At 73.5% G+C, this 20,439-nt stretch carries 19 protein-coding genes; 8 read left to right on the forward strand and 11 right to left on the reverse strand.

Annotated features, from left to right (window positions below; translation table 11 throughout):
• The first annotated feature begins 234 nt into the window (after window positions 1-234).
• Window positions 235-666, forward strand: a complete 432-nt coding sequence (locus ACFVS0_RS00525) for a chromate resistance protein ChrB domain-containing protein (protein ID WP_430586857.1) — start codon at window positions 235-237, stop codon at window positions 664-666.
• A gap of 21 nt (window positions 667-687) precedes the next feature.
• Complete coding sequence (gene chrA, locus ACFVS0_RS00530) at window positions 688-2,088, forward strand: chromate efflux transporter (RefSeq protein WP_430586858.1); 1,401 nt, start codon at window positions 688-690, stop codon at window positions 2,086-2,088.
• Window positions 2,089-2,479: 391 nt separating this feature from the next.
• Here chrA and ACFVS0_RS00535 read toward each other — a convergent pair whose 3' ends face one another.
• Window positions 2,480-3,043, reverse strand: coding sequence for a helix-turn-helix domain-containing protein (locus ACFVS0_RS00535; RefSeq protein ID WP_430550016.1), 564 nt, complete (start codon window positions 3,041-3,043; stop codon window positions 2,480-2,482).
• A gap of 101 nt (window positions 3,044-3,144) precedes the next feature.
• On the opposite strand from ACFVS0_RS00535, the gene ACFVS0_RS00540 reads away from it, so the two are divergent.
• Window positions 3,145-3,978 (forward strand): oxidoreductase, encoded by an 834-nt coding sequence (locus ACFVS0_RS00540; protein WP_430586859.1) that lies wholly within the window; start codon window positions 3,145-3,147, stop codon window positions 3,976-3,978.
• A gap of 42 nt (window positions 3,979-4,020) precedes the next feature.
• On the opposite strand, the gene ACFVS0_RS00545 is transcribed toward ACFVS0_RS00540, so the two are convergent.
• Window positions 4,021-4,587 (reverse strand): dihydrofolate reductase family protein, encoded by a 567-nt coding sequence (locus ACFVS0_RS00545; protein ID WP_430586860.1) that lies wholly within the window; start codon window positions 4,585-4,587, stop codon window positions 4,021-4,023.
• Window positions 4,588-4,673: 86 nt separating this feature from the next.
• Window positions 4,674-5,270: a hypothetical protein gene (locus ACFVS0_RS00550; protein ID WP_430586861.1), complete on the reverse strand. Its 597-nt coding sequence runs from the start codon at window positions 5,268-5,270 to the stop codon at window positions 4,674-4,676.
• A gap of 148 nt (window positions 5,271-5,418) precedes the next feature.
• Here ACFVS0_RS00550 and ACFVS0_RS00555 point away from each other — a divergent pair, with 148 nt between their 5' ends.
• The 3 genes from ACFVS0_RS00555 (at window position 5,419) to ACFVS0_RS00565 (ending at window position 7,746) form a co-directional block, all read left to right on the forward strand.
• Window positions 5,419-6,402, forward strand: coding sequence for a GlxA family transcriptional regulator (locus tag ACFVS0_RS00555; protein ID WP_430586862.1), 984 nt, complete (start codon window positions 5,419-5,421; stop codon window positions 6,400-6,402).
• 88 nt (window positions 6,403-6,490) lie between these two features.
• A complete protein-coding gene (locus ACFVS0_RS00560; protein ID WP_430586863.1) occupies window positions 6,491-7,249 on the forward strand; it encodes an SDR family NAD(P)-dependent oxidoreductase in 759 nt (252 codons plus the stop codon).
• Window positions 7,246-7,746 carry a MarR family winged helix-turn-helix transcriptional regulator gene (locus tag ACFVS0_RS00565; RefSeq protein ID WP_430563639.1) on the forward strand — a complete coding sequence of 167 codons (501 nt, stop codon included), beginning with the start codon at window positions 7,246-7,248 and terminating at the stop codon, window positions 7,744-7,746. Before ACFVS0_RS00560 ends, ACFVS0_RS00565 begins: the two co-directional genes overlap by 4 nt.
• Before the next feature lie 101 nt (window positions 7,747-7,847).
• Here the strand turns inward: ACFVS0_RS00565 and ACFVS0_RS00570 are convergent, their stop codons facing one another.
• From ACFVS0_RS00570 to ACFVS0_RS00580, 3 genes are read right to left on the reverse strand one after another with little or no spacing between them, the layout of a single operon-like run.
• Window positions 7,848-9,461: a CotH kinase family protein gene (locus ACFVS0_RS00570; RefSeq protein ID WP_430586864.1), complete on the reverse strand. Its 1,614-nt coding sequence runs from the start codon at window positions 9,459-9,461 to the stop codon at window positions 7,848-7,850.
• 22 nt (window positions 9,462-9,483) lie between these two features.
• Complete coding sequence (locus ACFVS0_RS00575; protein ID WP_430550008.1) at window positions 9,484-10,155, reverse strand: DUF4956 domain-containing protein; 672 nt, start codon at window positions 10,153-10,155, stop codon at window positions 9,484-9,486.
• Window positions 10,152-11,120, reverse strand: a complete 969-nt coding sequence (locus ACFVS0_RS00580; protein ID WP_430563641.1) for a polyphosphate polymerase domain-containing protein — start codon at window positions 11,118-11,120, stop codon at window positions 10,152-10,154. The genes ACFVS0_RS00575 and ACFVS0_RS00580 overlap by 4 nt, the downstream gene beginning before the upstream one ends.
• Before the next feature lie 195 nt (window positions 11,121-11,315).
• Between ACFVS0_RS00580 and ACFVS0_RS00585 the strand changes: the two genes are divergently transcribed.
• Complete coding sequence (locus tag ACFVS0_RS00585; protein ID WP_430586865.1) at window positions 11,316-12,104, forward strand: response regulator transcription factor; 789 nt, start codon at window positions 11,316-11,318, stop codon at window positions 12,102-12,104.
• A 94-nt stretch (window positions 12,105-12,198) separates the two neighbouring features.
• Complete coding sequence (locus ACFVS0_RS00590; RefSeq protein WP_430586866.1) at window positions 12,199-13,785, forward strand: sensor histidine kinase; 1,587 nt, start codon at window positions 12,199-12,201, stop codon at window positions 13,783-13,785.
• Here ACFVS0_RS00590 and ACFVS0_RS00595 read toward each other — a convergent pair.
• The 5 genes from ACFVS0_RS00595 to ACFVS0_RS00615 all read right to left on the reverse strand — a co-directional run bounded on the left by ACFVS0_RS00595 (window position 13,777) and on the right by ACFVS0_RS00615 (window position 20,361).
• Window positions 13,777-15,945, reverse strand: a complete 2,169-nt coding sequence (locus tag ACFVS0_RS00595) for an HlyD family efflux transporter periplasmic adaptor subunit (protein ID WP_430586867.1) — start codon at window positions 15,943-15,945, stop codon at window positions 13,777-13,779. The genes ACFVS0_RS00590 and ACFVS0_RS00595 overlap by 9 nt on opposite strands.
• Complete coding sequence (locus tag ACFVS0_RS00600; RefSeq protein ID WP_430586868.1) at window positions 15,938-16,948, reverse strand: hypothetical protein; 1,011 nt, start codon at window positions 16,946-16,948, stop codon at window positions 15,938-15,940. Before ACFVS0_RS00600 ends, ACFVS0_RS00595 begins: the two co-directional genes overlap by 8 nt.
• A 70-nt stretch (window positions 16,949-17,018) precedes the next feature.
• Entirely contained in the window at window positions 17,019-18,236 is a 1,218-nt protein-coding gene (locus ACFVS0_RS00605; protein ID WP_430586869.1) for an ABC transporter permease, read from the reverse strand.
• Entirely contained in the window at window positions 18,233-18,985 is a 753-nt protein-coding gene (locus tag ACFVS0_RS00610; RefSeq protein WP_430586870.1) for an ABC transporter ATP-binding protein, read from the reverse strand. Before ACFVS0_RS00610 ends, ACFVS0_RS00605 begins: the two co-directional genes overlap by 4 nt.
• Window positions 18,982-20,361, reverse strand: a complete 1,380-nt coding sequence (locus ACFVS0_RS00615) for an efflux RND transporter periplasmic adaptor subunit (protein ID WP_430586871.1) — start codon at window positions 20,359-20,361, stop codon at window positions 18,982-18,984. The genes ACFVS0_RS00610 and ACFVS0_RS00615 overlap by 4 nt, the downstream gene beginning before the upstream one ends.
• Between the last annotated feature and the right edge of the window lie 78 nt (window positions 20,362-20,439).

Below are 20,439 nucleotides of genomic sequence, written 5' to 3' on the forward strand. Positions count from 1 at the left end.
GGGGGCGGCGGGCGGGGTGGAGGGGTGGGTGGGGGTGTTGGCTGTTACTAGGATTGCTCTTGCCGCGGCGCCGACGGGGGAGAGCGGCTCTTTGCGGTGGTTGCGGCGCGCCAGCCGGCGGGGGGCGCGCCGCGACTTCTTCCCCACGTCCGAGCGGGACGCCGCGCGTGCGGCGCTGCGTGACCTGGAGGTCCAGGTTGCCACCCACGACGACGCCCCCGCCGGGAGGCCGCGATGAGGTGGGCGACCCGTGCCGGGGTGCACATCGACCGGGCCGCGTGCGCGTGGCTGATCCGCCGCTTCCTCGACCCGCAGGCGCAGTTCGTGTTCGTCACCGACCCGGGCGACGCCCCGGCCGACGCCACCGCCTTCGACATGCGTGGCGTGGAGCTCGGCCACCGCGGACCGCACTGCAGCTTCGAGACCATCCTCGAGCGGTATGGCCTCACCGACCCGGTCCTGGCCCGCATCGGGCAGATCGTGCACGAGGCCGACCTCGACGACGACCGCTTCGACGCCCCCGAGGCCCCCGGGCTGGACGTCGTCCTGCGCGGCCTGTCCATGACCGGGGACGACGAGGCGACCCTCGCCGTGTCCGGGCCGGTCTTCGACGGCCTGTACGAGTACTTCCGCCGCTCCTACCTGCTCGGCCACGAACCGGCCTGAGCGCCACCACCGAGGATCGCCATGGACGAGCACCCCCTTGACCTGCCCGGCCCCTCGGGCTCCGTCGCCGAGCAGCGCGACCTGGTCCCGTTCCGCACCGCGGTGCGGGCATGGTTCGCGATCTCGTGGCAGACGTTCGGCGGCCCGGCCGGTCAGATCGCCGTCATGCAACGCACCCTCGTCGACGACAAGCGGTGGATCGGCCAGGGCCGCTTCCTGCACGCCCTGAACTACTGCATGCTCCTGCCCGGCCCCGAGGCCCAGCAGCTCGCCGTCTACACCGGCTGGCTCCTCAACGGGCTGCGTGGCGGCCTCGTCGCCGGGATCTTCTTCGTCCTGCCCGGCATGCTCTGCCTGCTCGCCCTGTCCGCGATCTACGTCGCGTTCGGCGACACCCCGCTGGTCACCGGGGTCTTCGCCGGGTTGGCTCCCGCAGTGCTGGCCATCGTCGTGCAGGCCGTGACCCGCGTCGGGAAGCGGGCACTGACCAGCCCCGCCCTGATCGCGCTCGCCGTCGCGGCATTCGTCGCACTGACCCTCTTCGCCGTCCCGTTCCCGCTCGTCGTTCTCGGCGCCGGGGTCCTCGGCTGGCTCGTGCACCGGTACGCACCCGGCCTCATCACCGTGCGACGTCCCGCCACCGCCGATGACGGCCCCGCGCCCCTCATCCCCGACGACACCCTGCACTCCGAGCAGCCCTCCGGACGACGCGCCCTGCGTGTCCTGGCCCTCGGGCTGCTCGCCTGGACCGTCCCCGTGGTCGTGGTCGCCCTCACCACCGGCGTGGGCAGCACCGTGACCCAGCAGGGTGTGTTCTTCTCCGGCACCGCGCTGGTCACCTTCGGCGGCGCGTACGCCGTCCTGGCCTACGTCGCCCAACGTGCCGTCGAGACCTATGCCTGGGTCACCCCCACCGAGATGACCAAGGGCCTCGCCCTCGCCGAGACCACCCCCGGCCCTCTCATCATGGTCGTCCAGTTCGTCGCCTTCCTCGGCGCCTACCGCAACCCCGGCGACCTCGACCCCTGGGTCGCAGCCACCCTCGGCGCCCTGCTCACCACCTGGGTCACCTTCGTGCCCTCGTTCCTGTTCATCTTTCTCGGCGCCCCTTACGTCGAGAAGCTGCGAGGCAACCACACGCTCAGCGCAGCGCTCGCGGCCGTCACCGCTGCCGTCGTCGGCGTGATCGCCAACCTCGCCCTCTACTTCGCCACCCACACCCTCTTCGGAGCCTCGACCACCTGGACGACCGGCCCGTTCCAGCTCGAGGTCCCGGACCTCACCACCGTTCAGCCACTCGCCGTCGCCATCGCCGTGATCGCGGCCTGCATGCTCTTCGTCGCACGCTGGTCGGTCCTACGCACCCTCGGCGCTTGCGCCGCGATCGGACTCGCCACGACCCTCGTCGGGGCGGCGCTCTGATCACACGTGTTGACGCCGAGGCGTGCCACGGCGAGGACCCCGTCGGGTCGATGTCGAGTCTCCACAACCCGAGCTGCCGTGTCAGAACTGACCGTTTCTGACGTCCCGTGGCCTGTGCTCGACCTGCCGCCGACGCGCCGCTCAGCAACCTGGCTCACACCGTCTCGCTGCGCGTGATCATGGCCGGGCAAGGGGCTTCGACGAGCATTCTGGGCGGGGACGCATCGTGCGGTGCGCTCGACCGCGCACGACGCGTCCTGCCTGACGGGCGCAGGCCGCAACGAGGGCGTGGCTTCCGCGATCGGTGGGCTCAGCGACGAGACGGGTGCTGCACGCGTACGGCAGAGGTACCGGGTGGCCGGTGCGGGGCTGTCCGGGTCGGACGCCCTGATCAATCCCGCGTCGTGATTCCGGGCAGGATCAGCTCGAGCCACCGCTGCCGGACAGGTGCGGGTTGATCCATCGGCGCCGTCGCCATGAGGAGATAGATGTCGGCGACCGTCACGGTCGACCGGACGTCGCCCGCGAGCTGCGCCAGGTGGATGAGTTCTCCGATCGCCGCGGCCGCGCGCGCCTCGTCCGGCTGGTCTCCGTGACCTTCCACGCCGAGCGCCTTGGCTGCGACCTTCACCGCGTGGTGGTGCGCGGTCGACTCCGCGACGCGATCGAGGAACCCCACGACCTCGTCGACCGCGCGCGCACCCTGACGCGCACGCCCCAGCGCAGCCTCGGCGTCGTCGGCCACCTCGGCGACGTACTCGGCGATCACCGCTCCCACGAGGTCGGTCTTGTTCGGGAAGTGCCGGTAGAGGGTGCCGACGGCCACTCCGGCCGACCGTGCGATCTCGTCCATCCCTGCGTCCGGTCCCGTGGCGCTGATCTGCTCCCGGGCTGCCGCCAGGATGCGGCCACGGTTGCGGACCGCGTCGGCTCGTAGCGGACGACTCTGGCTCATCAGTGCTCCTCCCGGTGAGACGCGACCGCACGCTTGCGCGATCGTGAATCGTGGTTCAGCATAGATGGTGAACCACGATTCATCTTACATCGGGAGAGAACATGACCACCAAGGTCGCCCTCGTCACCGGAGCCTCCTCGGGCATCGGTGAGTCCACCGCACGCAAGCTGCAGAGCATCGGATACACCGTCTACGGCGCCGCACGCCGCACCGACCGGCTGCAGAGGCTCGCCGCGGACGGCGTCCGCCCGCTCCGGATGGACGTGACCGACGAGCAGTCGATGAAGGACGGCGTGGCGACGATCGTCGCCGACACCGGCCGGATCGACGTGCTCGTCAACAACGCCGGCTACGGGTCCTACGGCGCGATCGAGGACGTCGACATCGACGAAGGTCGCCGCCAGTTCGAGGTGAACGTGTTCGGCGCGATGAACCTGACCCAGCTCGTGCTGCCCCGCATGCGCGAGCAGAAGTCCGGGACGATCGTGAACATCACGTCCATGGGCGGCAAGATCTACACCCCGCTCGGCGGCTGGTACCACGGCACCAAGTTCGCCCTCGAAGCGCTCAGCGACTGCTTGCGGCTGGAGCTGGCTCCGTTCGGCATCGACGTCGTCGTGATCGAGCCGGGCGGGATCGCCACCGAGTGGGGCGGCATCGCCGCGGACAACCTCGAGAAGACCTCGGCGAACGGCCCGTACGAGCGTCAGGCCGAAGCGGTGGCCAGGTCGCTGCGATCGGAGGCCAACACCCGCCGCAACTCCCCGCCGTCGGTCATCGCCGACGCGATCGCGAAGGCGGTCACCGCCCGCCGCCCGAAGACCCGCTACGCAGTCGGGTACGGCGCACGCCCCCTCATCGCCGCCGGGAGGATTCTCGGCGACCGACAGTTCGACGCACTCATCACCCGCGCCAGCGGAGTCCCGCGCGACTGACACCCAGACCCCGGGCGTGGTCGGTCGACGAACGGGCAACGCTCAACGTCTGGTCTCGTATCGTGTCAGGACCACACCACCGGGGAACTCTCGCCTCTCCACCAGATCAAGGCTCACCCAGCGCTCGAGCGTCGTGAAGAACGGTCTGCCGGCACCCACGAGCACCGGGTGGGTGACGATCGAGTACTCGTCGATCAGCCCGGCGCGCATGGCGGTCGCGGCGAGCGTGGGGCCGCCCCCGATGTCCAGGGGGCCGCCGTCCTCGGCCTTCAACCGGGCGATCTCGTCGACGACGTCACCGGTGACCACGCGGGCGTTCCAGCCGACAGGCCTCGGCGTCGAGGAGAAGACCACCTTCGGCATGTCTCGCCAGCGGCGGGCGAACTCGACCTGGGCCGGGGTGACGCCGGGCTGCTGATCGGCGGTCGGCCAGTGCGAGCTCATCGTCTCCCACAGCCTGCGCCCGTACAGCGCCAGGCCGGTTGCGGCGACCCGATCTGACCACCACTGGAACCACTCGTCGCTGGGCCGGCTCCAACCGAGGTCGTCGTCCGCCGCGGCCACGTAGCCGTCCAGGCTCACGTTCATCCCATAGGTCAGCTTCCGCATGTCATCTCCTGACTGTCGATCGTCGGTGGTCGACAGGCTCGATCGGTGTGCCTGCCGGGAGGCGGTAGAACGGCGTCGGCGCCCTCTCAGCCGAAGAACGCCAGGGCGATGCAGCCCAGGCCGAGCGGGACATCGAGGAAGAGGCAGGCCTCCGCCATCGACCGGGGCACCACCTCGTCCCTCCGGTGATGGACGACGTCCCACACGCCGTGGCCGGCGAGCGCGAGCCCTGCGACCACGAGACCGGCCTGGGGATCGATCGCCAGCGCGGTCACGGCCACGGCTCCGAAGCCGACGAGCGCAAGTGCTTGCGGCACTGCGGCTCGCGTCGCCCCGCGCGTCGCGCTGACGATGAGGAGCATCAGGGCGGTGATGCCCACCCCCGTCCACCAGGGGATCCCCGCGGCCTCGCTCGCCACGATCACGAGCGACGTGCCGAGGACGCTCGCCCACGCGACCCACCGGCGCCCGAACGCCGCCGCGGCGAGGTAGCAGAGCGCGGCCGCGCTCACCCCGATGGCAAGCGTGGCGCGGTCACCCACCCCGGTCGCGAGCAGAGCGGCCGCGACGCCCAGGCCCAGCGCGGCCGGCCAGCGGCTCACGACGCGGCGCACGATGGCGCCGGACGACGGTTCCAGGGCGGGTGCCGCGGTGCTCGTACGAATCGTGGGTTCCGCGCTCATGTCGTCCTCGCTCCGTCGGGTGGGTGGTGCGTCGTGCAGCCGCGACCTCGTGGACCCAGGCTCCCTCTCGATTCGGGTACGCCCCGGGGGTACCGTCTGGAGGTGTCCAGATCCTTGGACCAGGCGTCGCGAAATCGGGGTGGGGCTCATGGACGGGCGTGTCGTCGCGGTCATCGGGTACGCCGGTGCGGAACTTCTCGACATCGCCTGCGTGACCTCCACGCTGGTCCTGGCGAATCGGCTCGGCGCCCGTCCCGGGTACCGGCTCGTGCTGCTCACGCCGGGGAATGCGCCTGTCGCGTGCGACTCCGGCCTGGTGCTGGCGAGCCAGGGCTCCTTGCAGCGCTGGGTCGAGCCGGTCGACACGATCGTCGTGACCGGCGGGCTCGGGCACGAGGACGCCGGAGCTGATCAGCTCGTGGTCACGCACGTCCGTCGGCTCGCCGCGCTGAGCCGTCGGGTCGCATCCGTGTGCACCGGGGCGACGGTGCTCGCGGCGGCAGGTCTGCTCGACGGGCGCCGTGCGACCACCCACTGGCGGTTCGCGGACCGGCTCGCCCGCGACTACCCGGCCGTCCGCGTCGACCCGGCGCCGATCTACGTCCGGGACGGTCGCGTCTACACGTCGGCCGGCGTGACCAGCGCCCTCGATCTGACGCTGGCGCTGGTCGAGGAGGACCACGGCCCGGAACTCGCGCGCCGCCTCGCCCGGGATCTCGTGACCTACCTCCAGCGTCCGGGGAACCAGGCGCAGATGAGCTCGTTCACCGCGGCGCCGCAGGTGCGCGACGCGTACGTCCGGTCGGTCACGGACCTGGTGACCACGCAGCTCGACGCCGATCTCTCGCTTCGTGCGTTGTCCGCCCACGCCGGTATCAGCCCGCGCCAGCTCAGCAGGCTCTTCGTCCGGCACGTCGGCCGCACCCCCGGGCGCTACGTCCGGCGGGTACGCACCGAAGCGGCCGCGCACCTGCTCGCGTCGACCGACCGCACCGTCAGCGCCATCGCGCGCGACTGCGGTCTCGCCTCTGCCGAGTCGCTGCGGCAGGCGTTCGTCGCCGAGTACGGCATCGCGCCGTCGCGGTACCGCACGGCTCATCGGCGTGCGACGCGGGTCGTCTCGCCGTCCTGACCTGACACGGGCGTCCGGGCGCGATGCCGAGCTCGAGAGCGGTGATACTGTCGCCAAGACAGTAAATTGCTCGCTCAGGAGGCCGTCCATGTCCACCACCGCACGCTTCGCCGACAAGGTCGCCCTCGTGACCGCCTCGGGCGCGGGGATCGGCGCAGCCGTCGCCACCCGGCTCGCCGCCGAGGGGGCCTCGGTCGTGGTCTCCGACGTCGACGCGGAGGCCGGGGCGAAGGTCGTCGAGGGGATCGCCGCGTCCGGTGGCCGTGCCGTGTTCCAGGGTGCCGACGTCAGTGACGCCGCGGCCGTCGAGGCGCTGGTCGCGACCGCCGTCGAGACGTTCGGCGGGCTCCACCTGGCGGTGAACAACGCGGGCGTCGGCACGCGGCCGACGCGCGTGCACGAGATGCCGGTCGCGGCCTGGGACCGGGTGGAGGACATCACCCTGCGGGGCACGTTCCTGTGCCTGCGGGCGGAGATCGCGCACATGGCCGCCCACGGCGGTGGGTCGATCGTCAACACCGCGTCGATCGCCGGGCTCAAGGCGTCGCCGGGCATGTCGCCCTACTCGGCGGCCAAGGCGGGTGTCGTCTCCCTCACGCACGCGACGGCCCTGGAGTACGTCCGCGACGGGATCCGCGTCAACGCGGTCGCGCCCGGCGCGATCGAGACCGCCGCGCTCGCGTCGCTCCCCGCCGAGGCGCGCGCGGGCTACGCCGCCGACGTGCCCATGGGGCGCCTCGGGCGCCCCGAGGAGATCGCCGCGGCCACCGCGTTCCTCCTGTCCGACGAGGCGGCCTTCGTCACCGGCGTGGTGCTGCCCGTCGACGGCGGCACGCGGATCGCATGACGCCCGCGACCGGTCCCGAGACCCGGCCCGCGGACGCGGCGGACGTCCCCGGGTACCGCTCGGACCTGCTCGACGCGCTGGTGCGCGTCATGGGCCTGTGGTCCGGCGGAGACCTCATGGCGTCGATCGCGCGCCGCGAGGGCGTGGACCTCGACGCCCCCGCGATCGTCGTCATGACGGTGCTCTGGCGGCATGGTCCCCGACGTCCGTCCGACGTCGCGGAGCACCTGTCGACGGGCGCGTCCAACGTCAGCAAGATCCTCGGCCGCCTCGAGGCCAGGGGGCTCGTCGAGCGGCGGCCCGACCCCGCCGACGCCCGCGCGTCCCGCGTGCACCTCACGCCGGCGGGCGTGGACGTCGCCCGCCGGTTCGTCGAGGGCGGCGACCGGCTGGTGGACGAGCTCCTCGCGGGGTGGGAGGTCTCCGACCGTCGTGCGCTCGCCGTGCTGCTGCGTCGCCTCGAGACCGCCACGGAGGACCATCTGCGCCGGTCGTGACCACCGCGGGTCCGACCCGCACCGACCCTCCCCGCCACGAACCCCGCAGAGGAGACGCCGAGGCGGGGGAGCGGCCGTCGAGACCACCCCTGCCCGCGTCGTCACCGGGCGGATGACCCGGCGTCCGACTCGTCGGTGCCGCCGCCGACGAGCTCTCGGACCGACTCCGCGTCCGCGTCGATCGTCGCCTGGTCGACACCGTCGGTGGCGGGCACCCGCGCGGCCACCTCGTCGACCAGGTCGGCGGCCTTCCCGCTGTCGATCCACTCGGCGGTCAGGTCGTCGACGGCGGCGTCGATCTTCGCGGCGAGGCCGGCGTCCTCCTCGAACCGGGTGACGAGCGCGTTCTGGCTCGTCATCCCGCCCATGCCACCGCCCCCGGCCCCTCCCGGGCCGCCCTCCATGCCCTCGGGCGGGCCCTGGGCGTCGTCGTCCGACGTGCCGCCACCCTCGCCGCCACCGGGCATCATCCCGCCCATCCCGCCGGGACCGGACATCCCGCCGAGGGCGAGGTTGAGGTCCCAGGACACGACGCTGAGGAGGCCGGTGTCGAGGTCGTAGTACAGGTAGGCGTTCTTGCCCGGCCCGGAGATGGTGTCGAAGTTGTCGATGACCTCCTGCGTGCCCAGGTACCGGGCGAAGGACTCGACGTCGACCCACTGGTCGAGCTCGTCGGCGAACTCCTCGTCCGACGCGCCGTCCAACCACCTCAGGAACGACACGATCGGCTGCAGGTCCTGGCTGCCGACGAGGTTGACCTGCTTGAAGTCGTCCGTGTACTCGGTCTGGTCGTCGCCCTGGTACTCGAACGAGCTCGTCGACAGCAGCTTGTAGAGCACCCCCTCGCCCTCGAGCCCGTCGGCGTACTGCGGGTCGGGGTTCTCGACGACGAGACGGGTCGTGGTCGGACGGTCGTTCACGGCATAGGTGGTGAACGCGTAGTCCTGCGTGGGCTGTCCCGACCGCGCCGTGAGCTCGAGCGCGACCGCCTCGTTGAGCGACGACTCGCTCGACGCGCTCGCGGGACGGATCGAGAGCTCGGTCCGTCCCTGATAGGCACGGCCCGGCTCGTTCTCGTCGAAGCTCACGAGCAGCGGCAGGTTCTCCGGCTCGGCGGTGGTCAGGGACACCCCGGTGCCGCCGAAACCACCGCCGTCCTCGCCGCCGGGCATCCCGCCTTCCGGCATCTGGCCGTCCGCGGGCGGCTCCATGCCTTCGGGGAGCTCCATGCCCTCGGGCGGCTGGGGCATACCACCCTCGCCGCCGCCCATGCCGCCACCGATGCCACCCGGCGCGCGCTCGCCCTCCGTGTCGGACCCCGAACGGTCGTCGACCAGCGACGAGAGCGTGGAGTTGCCCTTGAGGCGCACGGCCACGTCCTCGATCGTGGTGCCGTCGATGGTGATGTCGGCGGACATCCACTCCTTCTCGCCGTCGGCGAAGTAGGCGTCGAGCATCTCGTCGTAGCGCTCCTGCGTGTACGACAGCGAGATCTCGTGGTCCACGGAGTCGTCGAAGAGGTCGACCGCCCCCGTGATGTCCTGGGTGAGGCGTTCTTCGTCGGTGACGGCGGCCGAGCTCGTGGAGTACGGCCGGATCGTCAGGTCCCCGAAGAAGGTCAGGGCGACGGCCACCCCGACGACTCCCGCGGTCAGGGGCTTCCAGTGCTGGCGCAGCCGCACCGGGAGGCGCTGGCGAAGGCTTGCGAGACTCATGTTCACCTGATTGGTCACCCGCTCACATGTCGGACTGGTCGTACCCGGTCAGGACGGTGACCTTCTGCCCGGAGTTGATCGCGCCGAGCGCCTCGATGACCTCGGCGGTCGTGACGCCGCCCTGGAGACGCACGGAGTAGAAGAGCTCGGTCAGGGCACCGCCGCGCACGGTCTCGACGCTCACCAGCTCGAACTCCTGGGTCAGACGGATCAGCACGTCGGCGACGTCCTGCTGGTACCGGGGCTCGGGCGGCACCTGGACCTTGACCACCTGCCGCTGGATGTCGAGCTTGAACCAGTCGAAGCGCTGCATGAGGAAGATGACGAGCAGGATGATCGCGGTCGCCGCGGCGGCCAGCAGGTAGAAGCGCGTGCCGACGGCCATGCCGATCGCCATCACGAGGAAGATGAACCCGACGTCGCGGGTCTCCTTGATCGCGTTGCGGAACCGGATCACGGACAGGGCGCCGACGAGCGCGAAAGCGCGGGCGATGTTCGACCCGACGACCAGCATGATCACGGCGACGACCATGCCGATGATGACGAGGGTCTGGACGTAGGACTGGCTGTAGGAGATGTTCCGGTGCGTCCGCTTGTACACCCAGCCGATGGCCGAGGACAGGACGAAGGACAGCACCAGCGTCATCGCGACGTCGAAGACGGAGAAGGTTCCGCTCAGATCTTGCAGGTTCATCGGACGAGGACACTCTTTCGGTTCGGGGCGTCGGCGACGCCGGTCGGGGTGGTGGGGTCGGTGGTCTGGACGCTGGCGGGGTCGCCGAGGACGGCCTCGAGCTCGTCCGGGGCGTGCATGGTCGAGCGCGGCGCGAGGCCGAAGGCCTGCACGCTCTGGCAGTACTTCGAGATCCGCACGACGTCGAGGCTCATGCGGGCGGTGAGGTCCGTGACCCACGCCGGCACGCGCTCGTTGGCCTTGACCTCGAGCACGGACAGGCGGGCGGGCAGGATGAGCCGGTTCGGGGCCTCGGAGGCGAGGTGAAAGTCGCGGTCGCGGCCGCGCAGGCGGTGGTCGAGGGTGACGCGCAAGCCGAGGTCGGCCTCGCGCCCCACCCAGGCCTCGCGGTGGTACCCGGTGGTCACCGTCGGGCGCAGGTCGAGCTCGCCCACCAGGGTCGACACCTCGTCGAGGAAAGCGCGCTCGCGGGGGCTGACCTCGCCCTCGGGCTCGTAGCCCTCCGGCGAGCAGAGCCGCAGCGCGTCCCGGTACGGCAGCACGACGCGGCGCTTCTGCGTGACGCGGTTGACGCGCTGCTTGATCTCGACGAAGACCGTCGAGTCCGGCGTCAGGTCGTCGGCCGTGCCGTAGTGCCGCACGCGCAGCTTGCGCCGGAACTTCAGGCCCTCGATCTTCTCCCAGTAGAACGTCAGCCGGGCGGTGTCGTAGTAGACGCTGGTGATCGGGTAGCCCCGCTCGCCGGAGTACGCGTCGTCGTCCATGTGCCGGCGCAGCTCGGCGCGGAGCTCCTCGGCCTGGTCCTGCGGCACGAGGTACTTGATCTCGAACCGGTTGAACGCGTGCAGGCGGCTCGCGGTGGCGGTGCGTGCCGAGGACGCGGGGCCCGCGGGACGACCCGGGTGCTGCGGTCCGGGGTCGCTGGCTGTCGTCCGGGTCTCGGAACGTCGGGACCGACGTCGCACGGGAGGCTCCTCTCGTCGGTGCCGGGGCGGCGCCGGGGATGAACGACGGCCGTCCGGCAGGTGAACAACCGGGAACCTGCAGGCTGGCGGGGCAACTTATGCGCCCGCTGAGATCTGCGGGTTCACGGGCGAAGACATAGCGGGCTCACAGGTTCGGTACAGGAACCGCGGGGGTCGAGGCCGCAGGCTGGCGCCATGACGTCGTCCTCCGTACCCTCCTTCACGACCGTCGGGCGTCCTGACCAGCCGCTCCTGACCCGGCCGGACGGGTCGCCCGTCCGCGCCCTCGTGGTGGACGACGAGCTCAACCTCGCCGAGCTCCTCGCGACGGCGCTCCGGCTCGAGGGGATGGACGTCACGGCCGCGCCCGACGGCGCGTCGGCGCTCCGCCTGGCGCGCGAGACCGGGCCGGACCTCGTCGTGCTCGACGTGATGCTCCCGGACATGGACGGGTTCACCGTGCTGCGACGGTTGCGCGCCCAGGGCGCCCGGATGCCGGTGCTGTTCCTCACCGCGCGCGACGCCGTCGAGGACCGGGTCGCGGGCCTCACCGTCGGGGGCGACGACTACGTGACGAAGCCGTTCAGCCTCGAGGAGGTCGTCGCCCGGGTGCGTGGCCTGCTGCGACGTGCGGGAGCGGTGACGCGGTCCGAGGACGGGCTGCTCGTCGTCGGCGACCTCGAGCTCGACGAGGACGCGCACGAGGTGCGCCGGGCGGGGGAGGAGGTCCACCTCACCGTCACGGAGTTCGAGCTGCTGCGGTTCTTCATGCGCAACCCGCGCCGGGTGCTGTCGAAGGGCCAGATCCTCGACCGCGTGTGGAACTACGACTTCGGCGGCCAGTCGAGCATCGTCGAGCTGTACGTCTCCTACCTGCGCCGCAAGATCGACAAGGGGCGGGAGCCGATGATCCACACGCTGCGCGGGGTGGGATACGTCCTCAAGCCCGCGGCAGGCACGACGGACGGCGGCGCCCGTGCGTGACCGTGGCCGGCGGGCGGGACGGCGGTCCGCCACCCCGGGACCTGCCGCCGCGCCGCCCCGCACCCTGAGGCCCGTCACCCTGAGGCGGCGCCTCGTGATCGTGCTCGCCGCCGTGGTCGTCGTCGTGACGGTCGGCCTCGTGACGGCCTCGACGGCGGTGCTGCGATCCCAGCTCGTCGCGCAGAGCGACCAGCGGCTGGAGCAGGCGAGCCGGCGCCTCGTGGACGGGCCGGGGCCGCGGCCGCCCGGCGTCGCCGCCGAGGACGGGTCGGCCGTCCCGGACGACGTCCCGCCCGCCGCCGGCGACGACCCTTCGGAGTTCCCCGCGGGCTTCGGCCCCGGCAGCGCCGTGGTGCGCTCCGTGGACGGTGAGCCGGAGCTGGCCGACCACGTGACGGAGGCGCTGGAGCGCACCACCCTGGACGACGCGCAGGTCGCCGCCCTCGAGGCGGTGCCCGCGGACGGCCGGGCGCACGACGTCGACGTGCCGGACCTCGGCGCGTTCCGCGCCGTGCACCGGACGAGCGGCGACGTGGAAACCGTCGTGGCCACGAGCACCGCGACGGTCGCCACGACCGTGCGGGGCTACGTCCTCGTGCAGGTGGCGCTCGGGGCGGCCGGCCTGGCGGTGGCCGTGCTCGGCGGCGCATGGCTGGTGCGGCGCTCGCTGCGCCCCCTCGACGACGTCGCCGAGGCCGCCGTCCGGGTCTCGGAGCTCGAGCTCTCCCGGGGCAAGGTCGCCGGCATCCCGCGAGTGCCCGCGGGCCTCACGGACGAGCGCACGGAGGTGGGCCAGGTGGGCGCCGCGCTCAACCGGATGCTCGAGCACGTCGAGACCTCTCTCCAGGCGCGGCACGACTCGGAGCAGCAGGTGCGCCGGTTCGTCGCGGACGCGAGCCACGAGCTGCGCACCCCGCTCGCGACGATCCGCGGCTATGCCGAGCTCGTGCGCCGCGCCCCCGGCGAGCCTGCCGGCGGCACCGCCCGGTCGCTCGACCGGATCGAGTCCGAGGCGGTGCGCATGTCCGGACTGGTCGAGGACCTGTTGCTCCTCGCCCGGCTCGACGCCGGCCGCCCGCTCGACCGGAAACCGGTCGACCTCGCCGCGCTCGCGGTCGACGCGGTGATGGACGCCCACGCCGCGGGTCCGGCCCACGACTGGGTGCTCGCGCTGCCGGGCGACGGTGACGACGACGGTGATGACGACGGTGACGACGACGGTGACGACGACGGCGAGGGGCGCGGTGACGGGGACGACGCCGGTCCCGGTGAGGACGCGCCGGTCGTGACCGGCGACGAGGCGAGCCTGCGCCAGGTGCTGGCGAACCTGCTCGCGAACGCCCGCACGCACACGCCGGCGGGCACGCGCGTGGCGGTGCGGCTGCTGGACCGCGGCGACGCCGTCGAGATCGAGGTGGCCGACGACGGCCCCGGCATCGCCCCCGACCTCCGCCCGGGGCTGTTCCGCCGCTTCACGCGGGGTGACGCGTCGCGTCACCGGGCCGGCGGGTCGACCGGACTCGGCCTCGCGATCGCCGACGCGATCGTGGCCGCTCACGCCGGCTCGATCGACGTCCGGTCCGCCACCGTCGGCGAGCGACATGAGGGCGGGACCGGGACGACGTTCACCGTGCGCCTGCCGCGCGGGCGCACGGCGGACGCCGCGCCGCGCTCAGCGTGACGCGCCCGACGGCGGCTGGAAGCCCTCCGGGAAGCCGCCGCCCGGGAACCCGCCCTGCGGCCCGGTCTGCTCGTCGGAGCCACCGAGCCCGCCGAGGCCGCTCGACCCCTCCTCGTCGTCCTGCACGAGCTGCTGGTCCAGGTCGGCGAGCACGACCTCGTCGCCGGCGTCGAGCCCACCCGTGATCTCGGTGCGCTCCGGCCCGACGGCGCCCGTCGTGACCTCGACCGTGCGCACGGCGTCGCCGTCGAGCACCCGCACCGTCCGCGCGGAGCCGTCGGCGCTCACGGCCGACGTCGGGACCACGAGCGCGTCGTCCACGGTCGCGACCTCGATCGTCGCCGAAGCGGAGGCGCCCTCCGGCAGCGAGCCGCCCCCGCCTGCCGCCCCGTCGGACGGGTCGAGCGCGATCGTCGCCGCGTACGAGGGCGTCGACGTCTCCGAGGAGTCGAGGACGCCCACGCTGCTCACCGTGCCGGTGTACTCGCCGCCGGTCGCGGGCACCGTCGCGGTGACGGGCTGCCCGACCTCGACCGACCCGACCTCGGCGAGGTCGAGCGTCGTGGACAGGACGTAGCCGCCGTCGCCGAGGATCGTCACGGCCGCGTCGCCCGCGCTCACGCTGGTGCCCTTCGCGGCGTCGACCTGGGCCACCGTCCCGGAGACGGGTGCCGTGAGGGTGCCCGCGGCGGCGGCCGCCGTCGCGATGTCGACCTCGCTCTGCGCGACCGTGACCGCGGCGCGGTCCGCGAGGATGCGCTCGGCCGTGACGCTGCCGGCGCTCGTGCCGGATCCGCCGGGCGTTCCGGTTCCGGCCGTGCCGCTGGTGCCGCCCGTACCCGACGTTCCGGAGGGCGCGGAGCCTGAGGGCGCAGCGCCCCCGTCCGCGCCGCTCGGTGCTCCGCCCCGGGACGTGTCGTCCGAGCCCGCCTCGGGCGCCTGGCCCGTCGGGACGTCGCCGGGGGCGGCCCCGCCCCCGGTGCCCGTGCCGGTGCTGCCGCCGGTCCCGGAGCCAGTTCCGGAGCCAGTTCCGGAGCCGGTGCTGCCGCTGTCCGGCGTGCCCCCGGCGGAGCCGGGGGCGTCGGCGTCCTGGAGCGCCCGGACGGCGTCGTCGAGAGCGTCGGCCTCCTCGCCCAGGCTCGTCACGGCGTCGTCCAGGTCGGCCACCAGGTCGGTCAGCGCCCCCTCGGCCTTCCCGGTCGCCTGCTGGGCGGTGCCGGTCGCGACGAGCGCGTCCTGCGCGGCGACGATCGCGTCCACGCAGGCCGCGAGGTCGTCGTCCGTGGTCTCGTCGTCCGTGGTCCCGTCGTCGCCGGAAGCACCGTCGGTGGTGTCGGCCGCGGCCAGGACGGCCGCGCAGGCGCCGTCGTCGCCGGTCGCGGCGGACACGGCGTCGCCCGAGGCACCGAGCGCCGTCGTGCCCGCGGCCAGCGCGTCCTCCACGGACTCGTAACCGTCCAGGAGCGCGTCCTGGGCCGCCTCGACGTCCTTCCGGGCCGCGGCGAGCGCGGCGCGCGCCGCCGTGACCGCCTCCTCCAGGTCGGTGCCGCCCTCCGTGGCCGCCGCGGCGGCGGCCGTGCTCACGGTGCCGGTCGTGCTGACGAGCCGTACCGACCCGGTCGCCGACCCGGTCGCCGACCCGGTCGCCGACCCGGTAGCCGACGAGGCGTCCGTCGTCGCGGAGCTGGGCTGGACGTCGCCGGACCCGGACGTGCTCCCGGTCGCGGTGCTGCCCGTCACGGTGCCGGCGCTCGTGCTGGCGCTCGTCCCGTCGGCCTGGGCCTCCAGGTCGTCGGCGAGCGTCTGCTTCGCGTCGGCGAGGGTCTCGGTGGCATCGTCGACGGCGTCCTGCAGCTCGTCGGCGTCGAGCGTGGCGAGCGTGTCGCCCGCCTCGACCTCGTCGCCCGCGGCCACCTTCACCGAGGCGACGGTGCCGGACGTGCCGAACGTCGTGTCGGCGCGACCGGCGGACGCGACGGTCGCGCTGACGGACACGTGCTGCACGACGTCGCCCGTGGTCGCCGCCACCGTGCGGTAGCGAGCGTCGGCCGGGCGCAGGGCGAACGCCGTGCCCCCGGCACCGATGACGACCACGGCGACCCCCGCTGCGACGAGGCGCCGGCGCCGCGTGCGGCGTCGGCGGACGGCGGCGTCACGCATCGCCGTCACCGCCCTGCCCGCCGTCCTGCCCGCCGTCCTGCTCGCCGTCCTGCCCGCCGGGGAACCCGCCGCGACCGCCGAACCCGGTGGAGCAGCCGTCGTCGCCGGGCGCCGAGACGGTGAGGCTGGTCGCGGTGACCGCGCCGCCGTCGTCCTCCTCGCCCTGCGCGGTGACGCACTGCCCGACGGCGACGTCGTCGGCCGACCCGCCCTGCTGCACGGAGTACGTGGTGGCGTCGTCGACCACGACGGTCTCCTCGCCCGTCTCGCCGTCCGCGGAGGTCGTGGTCAGCGTGACCGTGGTCCCGTCGACCGCGGTGACGGCCCCGGCGGTCACGCCGCCGAAGCCGCCCCGGCCGCCGCCCGGGCCCCCGGACGGCACGTCGGTCGGCATGTCGGTCGGCATCCCCGACGGCAGGTCGGTGGGCAGGTCGGACGGCGCGCCCTCCGGACGGTCGCCGCCCCCTGGGAACCCGCCGCCGAGCCCGCCGGTGCACTCGCCGTCGACCGGTGCGCTCACGACGACGGACGACACCGCGGAGCCCTCGTCGTCGGCCGAGCCCGAGCCGGCGGACGAGGACGAGTCGCCGCCGGGCATCCCGCCCGCCGTCGCGACGACGCACGAACCCACGGCGACGTCGTCGAGCGAGCCGTCGACGGTGACCGTGATCGTGGTGTCGTCCGTCCAGCTGACGGCGGTCTGGGAGTCGGAGCCCTGGACCTGTGCCGTCGTGCCGTCGACGGCGGCCACCTCGCCCGAGACGCCGGGAGCGCGGCCGCCGCCCTGCGGGCCGCCCCGGCCCTCCTGCTGGTCCTGCTGCTGGCCCTCGGCGGCGGGAGGGCCGGCCGACGTCGCGGCGTCCGACGACGAGCAGCCGGCGAGCGCGAGCGCGAGGCCCACGACCCCCAGGACGCCGTACGACGCGAGTGCGGTGCGCGAGCGTCGGGCGGAGGAGGTGGCGGGGGACAAGGTGGTGCTGGGCGGGGTGGTGCGGCGGGTCATGAGGTTCTCCGGGACGTGGGGAGGGTCGGGGTGCGGCTGGCCGCCGCTCGTGATGGGGCGCGGTGCACGGCTACTCGCTCCGCAGCGCGTCGATCGGGGCGAGACGGGCGGCGCGGACGGCGGGGTAGACGCCGAACACCAGCCCGATGGCGAGCGCGACGGCGAGCGAGCCGGCCACCGCGACGGGCGAGACGACGATCGACGAGTCGAGCACCGACGGCAGGGTCACCGCGGCGAGGACACCGAGGCCGGCGCCGACGAGCCCGCCGGTGATGCCGAGGATCGACGCCTCCGTGAGGAACTGCCGCCGGATCGCCCCGGGCGGGGCGCCGAGGGCCTTGCGCAGCCCGATCTCGCGGGTCCGCTCGGTGACGGACACGAGCATGATGTTCATGACGCCGATGCCGCCGACCAGCAGGGACAGGCCCGCCACCCCGGCGAGCAGCACGGTGAGGGTGCGGTACACCGACGTCGCCGTCGACACGAGCGAGTCCTGCGAGTCGATCGTGAAGTCGGCGGCGTCCGCGCTCGTCGCGCCGTGCAGCGCGAGCAGGAGCGACTGCGCCTCCTGGTACGCGGCGGAGATGGCGTCGGTGTCGGTCGCCTTGAGGTAGATGGTGCTGACCGACGTGTCGGAGCCGCCCGTGATGCCGGACGTCATCGCGGTCATGGACACGACGGCGGTGTCGTCGAGGTTGGCCGACGCGCTCGACCCGGCCGCCTCGAGCACGCCGACGACGTCGAACGTCGTCCCGGCGATGCTCACCGTGCGCCCGACGACGCGGGTGGAGCCGAACAGCTCCGTCGCCGTCTCGGGGCCGAGCACGACCTCGTCGGTCGACCCGTCGCCGACGAACTCGCCCGAGGCGAGCTCGCGGGAGCGCACGCCGAGCCAGTCGCCGGTGACGCCGGTGACCGTGGTGGTCCAGTTGGCGTCGCCGGCCTCGAGGGACTGCGACGACTCCTTCTCGGCCGTGACGGCCGCGACGTCCGGCACGGCGACGCCGGAGCCCAGCGCGTCGGCGTCCGCCGTCGTCAGCGTGGACGCGGAGCCGAAGCCGCCGCGCACGCCGGAGGAGTCGGTGGACGACCCCGGCGTGACGATGAGCAGGTTCGACCCGAGCGAGCTGATGTCCTCGGACACGCCCTTCTGCGTGCCGAGCCCGAGGCCCACGGTGAGGATGACCGCGGCGATGCCGATGAGGATGCCCAGCACGGTCAGCAGCGAGCGCATCGTGTGCGCGCGGATCGCGTGCCACGCGGTGGCGAGGGTCTCCGCCCAGCTCATGGCGCCACCGCCCGGCCGCTCGGGGCGTCGGACGTGATCAGCCCGTCGAGCACCCGCACGACGCGGCGCGACCGTTCGGCCACCTCGTGCTCGTGCGTGATGAGCACGATGGTGCGGCCGTGCGCGTGCAGCGCGTCGAACAGGTCGAGCACGTCGGCCGTGGAGCGCGAGTCGAGGTTGCCCGTCGGCTCGTCCGCGAGGACCAGCGCGGGCTCGCCGACCAGCGCCCGCGCCACGGCGACGCGCTGCTGCTGGCCGCCCGAGAGCTGCCCCGGCCGGTTCGCCGTGCGGTCGCCGAGGCCGACGCGCTCCAGCGCCTGCACGGCCCGGGCCCGCCGCTCGGCCGGCGCCACGCCGCGGTACACGAGCGGCAGCTCGACGTTGCGCAGCGCCGACAGCGAGGGCAGCAGGTTGAACTGCTGGAACACGAACCCGATCTGCTCGTTGCGCACGCTCGCGAGGTCGGTCTCGTCCATGTCGTCCACGTCGTCGCCCGCGATCCGGTAGCTGCCGGACGTGAGCGTGTCGAGGCAACCCAGCACGTTCATGAGCGTCGACTTGCCGGAGCCGGACGGCCCCACGATCGCCACGTACTCGCCGCGCTCGATGCGCAGGTCGACGCCGCGCAGCGCCTCGAACTCCAGGTCGCCGGTGCGATAGGTCTTGCGCGCGCCCCGGAGGTCGATGACCGGGTCGGACGGCGTGTCGTCCGCCTCGAGGCCGACGACGGTCGGGATCGGCGCGGTCACGAGTCCCCTCCTCGCCCGCCGCCGGGAGCGCCCATCTGCGAGGGGTCGAAGCCCTCGGGGAGACCGCCCTGGCCGCCGCCGCGCAGCTGGGACGGGTCGAAGCCCTCCGGCAGGTCGCCCTGCCCGCCGTCCTGCCCTCGCCCGGTGCCGGGGGTGAACGTCGTGTACTGCACGGTGTCGCCCTCGGACAGCCCCGACGTGATCTCGACCAGCTGGCCGGACGTCTCGCCCGTCTCGACCGCCTGCTCGGCGGTCGAGCCGTCGTCGCCGACGAGCGTCACGGTCGACGCGCCGTCGTCGCCCGTCGTCACGGCGGCCGCGGGCACGGACAGCACGTCGCTGCGGCGCTCGGTGACGATGGAGACGTCGACGCTCACGCCGTCGTGCAGGCCCTCCGGGTCGCCCGTCACCGTCACCGTGACCGGGTAGGCCACCGCGCCCTGCGACGTGGACGGGAGCCGGCCGATCTCGCTCACGGTGCCGAAGACGGTGTCGGTGAGGTCGTCGGACGTCATCTCGACCTGGTCGCCCGTCGCGATCGACGCGACGTCCGCCTCGCCGACGCTCACGTCGACCGTCCACGCGTCGGTGCCGACGATCGTGAACGCCGCGGCGTCCGTCGAGCCGGTGGAGCCCGACGAGCTCGCCGACCCGCCCGAGGCGCTCGGCGTCGCGCCGGTGCCGCCCTGGCCGGACGTCGAGCCGCTGCCCGAGGAGGAGCCGACCGTGTCGCCCACCGCGACCCCCACCGACGTCACCAGCCCCGCCGCGGGGGCCTGGAGCGTGGCGTCCGACATCGCGGCCTCGGCGTCGTCGGACGACTGCTGGGCGACGGCGACGGCGGCCTCGCGCGCCTCGACCGTGGCCTCGGCCGCGTCCGACCCGTCGTCGGAGTCCTGCGCGTCCGCGAGGTCCGCCTGCGCCTGGGCCAGGTCGGCCTTCGCCTGCGCCAGCGCGGCGTCGAGCTGCAGCGTGTCGACGGTCGCGAGGGTCTGCCCCTTCGTCACCGTGTCGCCCTCGGCGACCTGCACGCTCTGCACGGTGCCCGACGCCTCGAAGGAGACGTCCTCCTGGACGCTCGGCGTCAGCGTGCCGGTGGTCGTGACGGACTGCTCGAACGTCGCGGTGCTCGCCTGGGCGGTGGTGGACCGGGTGGCGGCCGCCGCGTCCGGCGTGGCGGCGCGGGGCCGCAGCACGGCGAGCCAGACGACGAGCGCCGCCACCACGACGACGGCGACCGCGCCGAGCAGCACCGCGCGGCGTCCCGGGCGGCGCCCGCGCAGCCGCAGGGCGACGCGACCGCGGCGGGCCGTCGGGTCGTCGGGGACCCCCGACGACGGTGAGGTCGCGGACGACCGTGAGCGCTGGAGCAACACCCTCGACTCCCTGGATCGGTGCCGCCAGGCAGGCGGCGCGTGATCCGGAGGCTAGGGAGCGTGCCTGGGACGCGGTGA

The organism is Isoptericola sp. NPDC058082, assembly GCF_042885055.1.
Lineage (GTDB): Bacteria > Actinomycetota > Actinomycetes > Actinomycetales > Cellulomonadaceae > Isoptericola.

Coding starts and splice junctions, on each gene's coding strand:
- ACFVS0_RS00525 (WP_430586857.1), top strand. CDS start 235: ATGAGGTGGGCGACCCGTGCCGGGGTGCACATCGACCGGGCCGCGTGC.
- chrA (WP_430586858.1), top strand. CDS start 688: ATGGACGAGCACCCCCTTGACCTGCCCGGCCCCTCGGGCTCCGTCGCC.
- ACFVS0_RS00535 (WP_430550016.1), bottom strand. CDS start 3,043: ATGAGCCAGAGTCGTCCGCTACGAGCCGACGCGGTCCGCAACCGTGGC.
- ACFVS0_RS00540 (WP_430586859.1), top strand. CDS start 3,145: ATGACCACCAAGGTCGCCCTCGTCACCGGAGCCTCCTCGGGCATCGGT.
- ACFVS0_RS00545 (WP_430586860.1), bottom strand. CDS start 4,587: ATGCGGAAGCTGACCTATGGGATGAACGTGAGCCTGGACGGCTACGTG.
- ACFVS0_RS00550 (WP_430586861.1), bottom strand. CDS start 5,270: ATGAGCGCGGAACCCACGATTCGTACGAGCACCGCGGCACCCGCCCTG.
- ACFVS0_RS00555 (WP_430586862.1), top strand. CDS start 5,419: ATGGACGGGCGTGTCGTCGCGGTCATCGGGTACGCCGGTGCGGAACTT.
- ACFVS0_RS00560 (WP_430586863.1), top strand. CDS start 6,491: ATGTCCACCACCGCACGCTTCGCCGACAAGGTCGCCCTCGTGACCGCC.
- ACFVS0_RS00565 (WP_430563639.1), top strand. CDS start 7,246: ATGACGCCCGCGACCGGTCCCGAGACCCGGCCCGCGGACGCGGCGGAC.
- ACFVS0_RS00570 (WP_430586864.1), bottom strand. CDS start 9,461: ATGAGTCTCGCAAGCCTTCGCCAGCGCCTCCCGGTGCGGCTGCGCCAG.
- ACFVS0_RS00575 (WP_430550008.1), bottom strand. CDS start 10,155: ATGAACCTGCAAGATCTGAGCGGAACCTTCTCCGTCTTCGACGTCGCG.
- ACFVS0_RS00585 (WP_430586865.1), top strand. CDS start 11,316: ATGACGTCGTCCTCCGTACCCTCCTTCACGACCGTCGGGCGTCCTGAC.
- ACFVS0_RS00595 (WP_430586867.1), bottom strand. CDS start 15,945: ATGCGTGACGCCGCCGTCCGCCGACGCCGCACGCGGCGCCGGCGCCTC.
- ACFVS0_RS00600 (WP_430586868.1), bottom strand. CDS start 16,948: ATGACCCGCCGCACCACCCCGCCCAGCACCACCTTGTCCCCCGCCACC.
- ACFVS0_RS00605 (WP_430586869.1), bottom strand. CDS start 18,236: ATGAGCTGGGCGGAGACCCTCGCCACCGCGTGGCACGCGATCCGCGCG.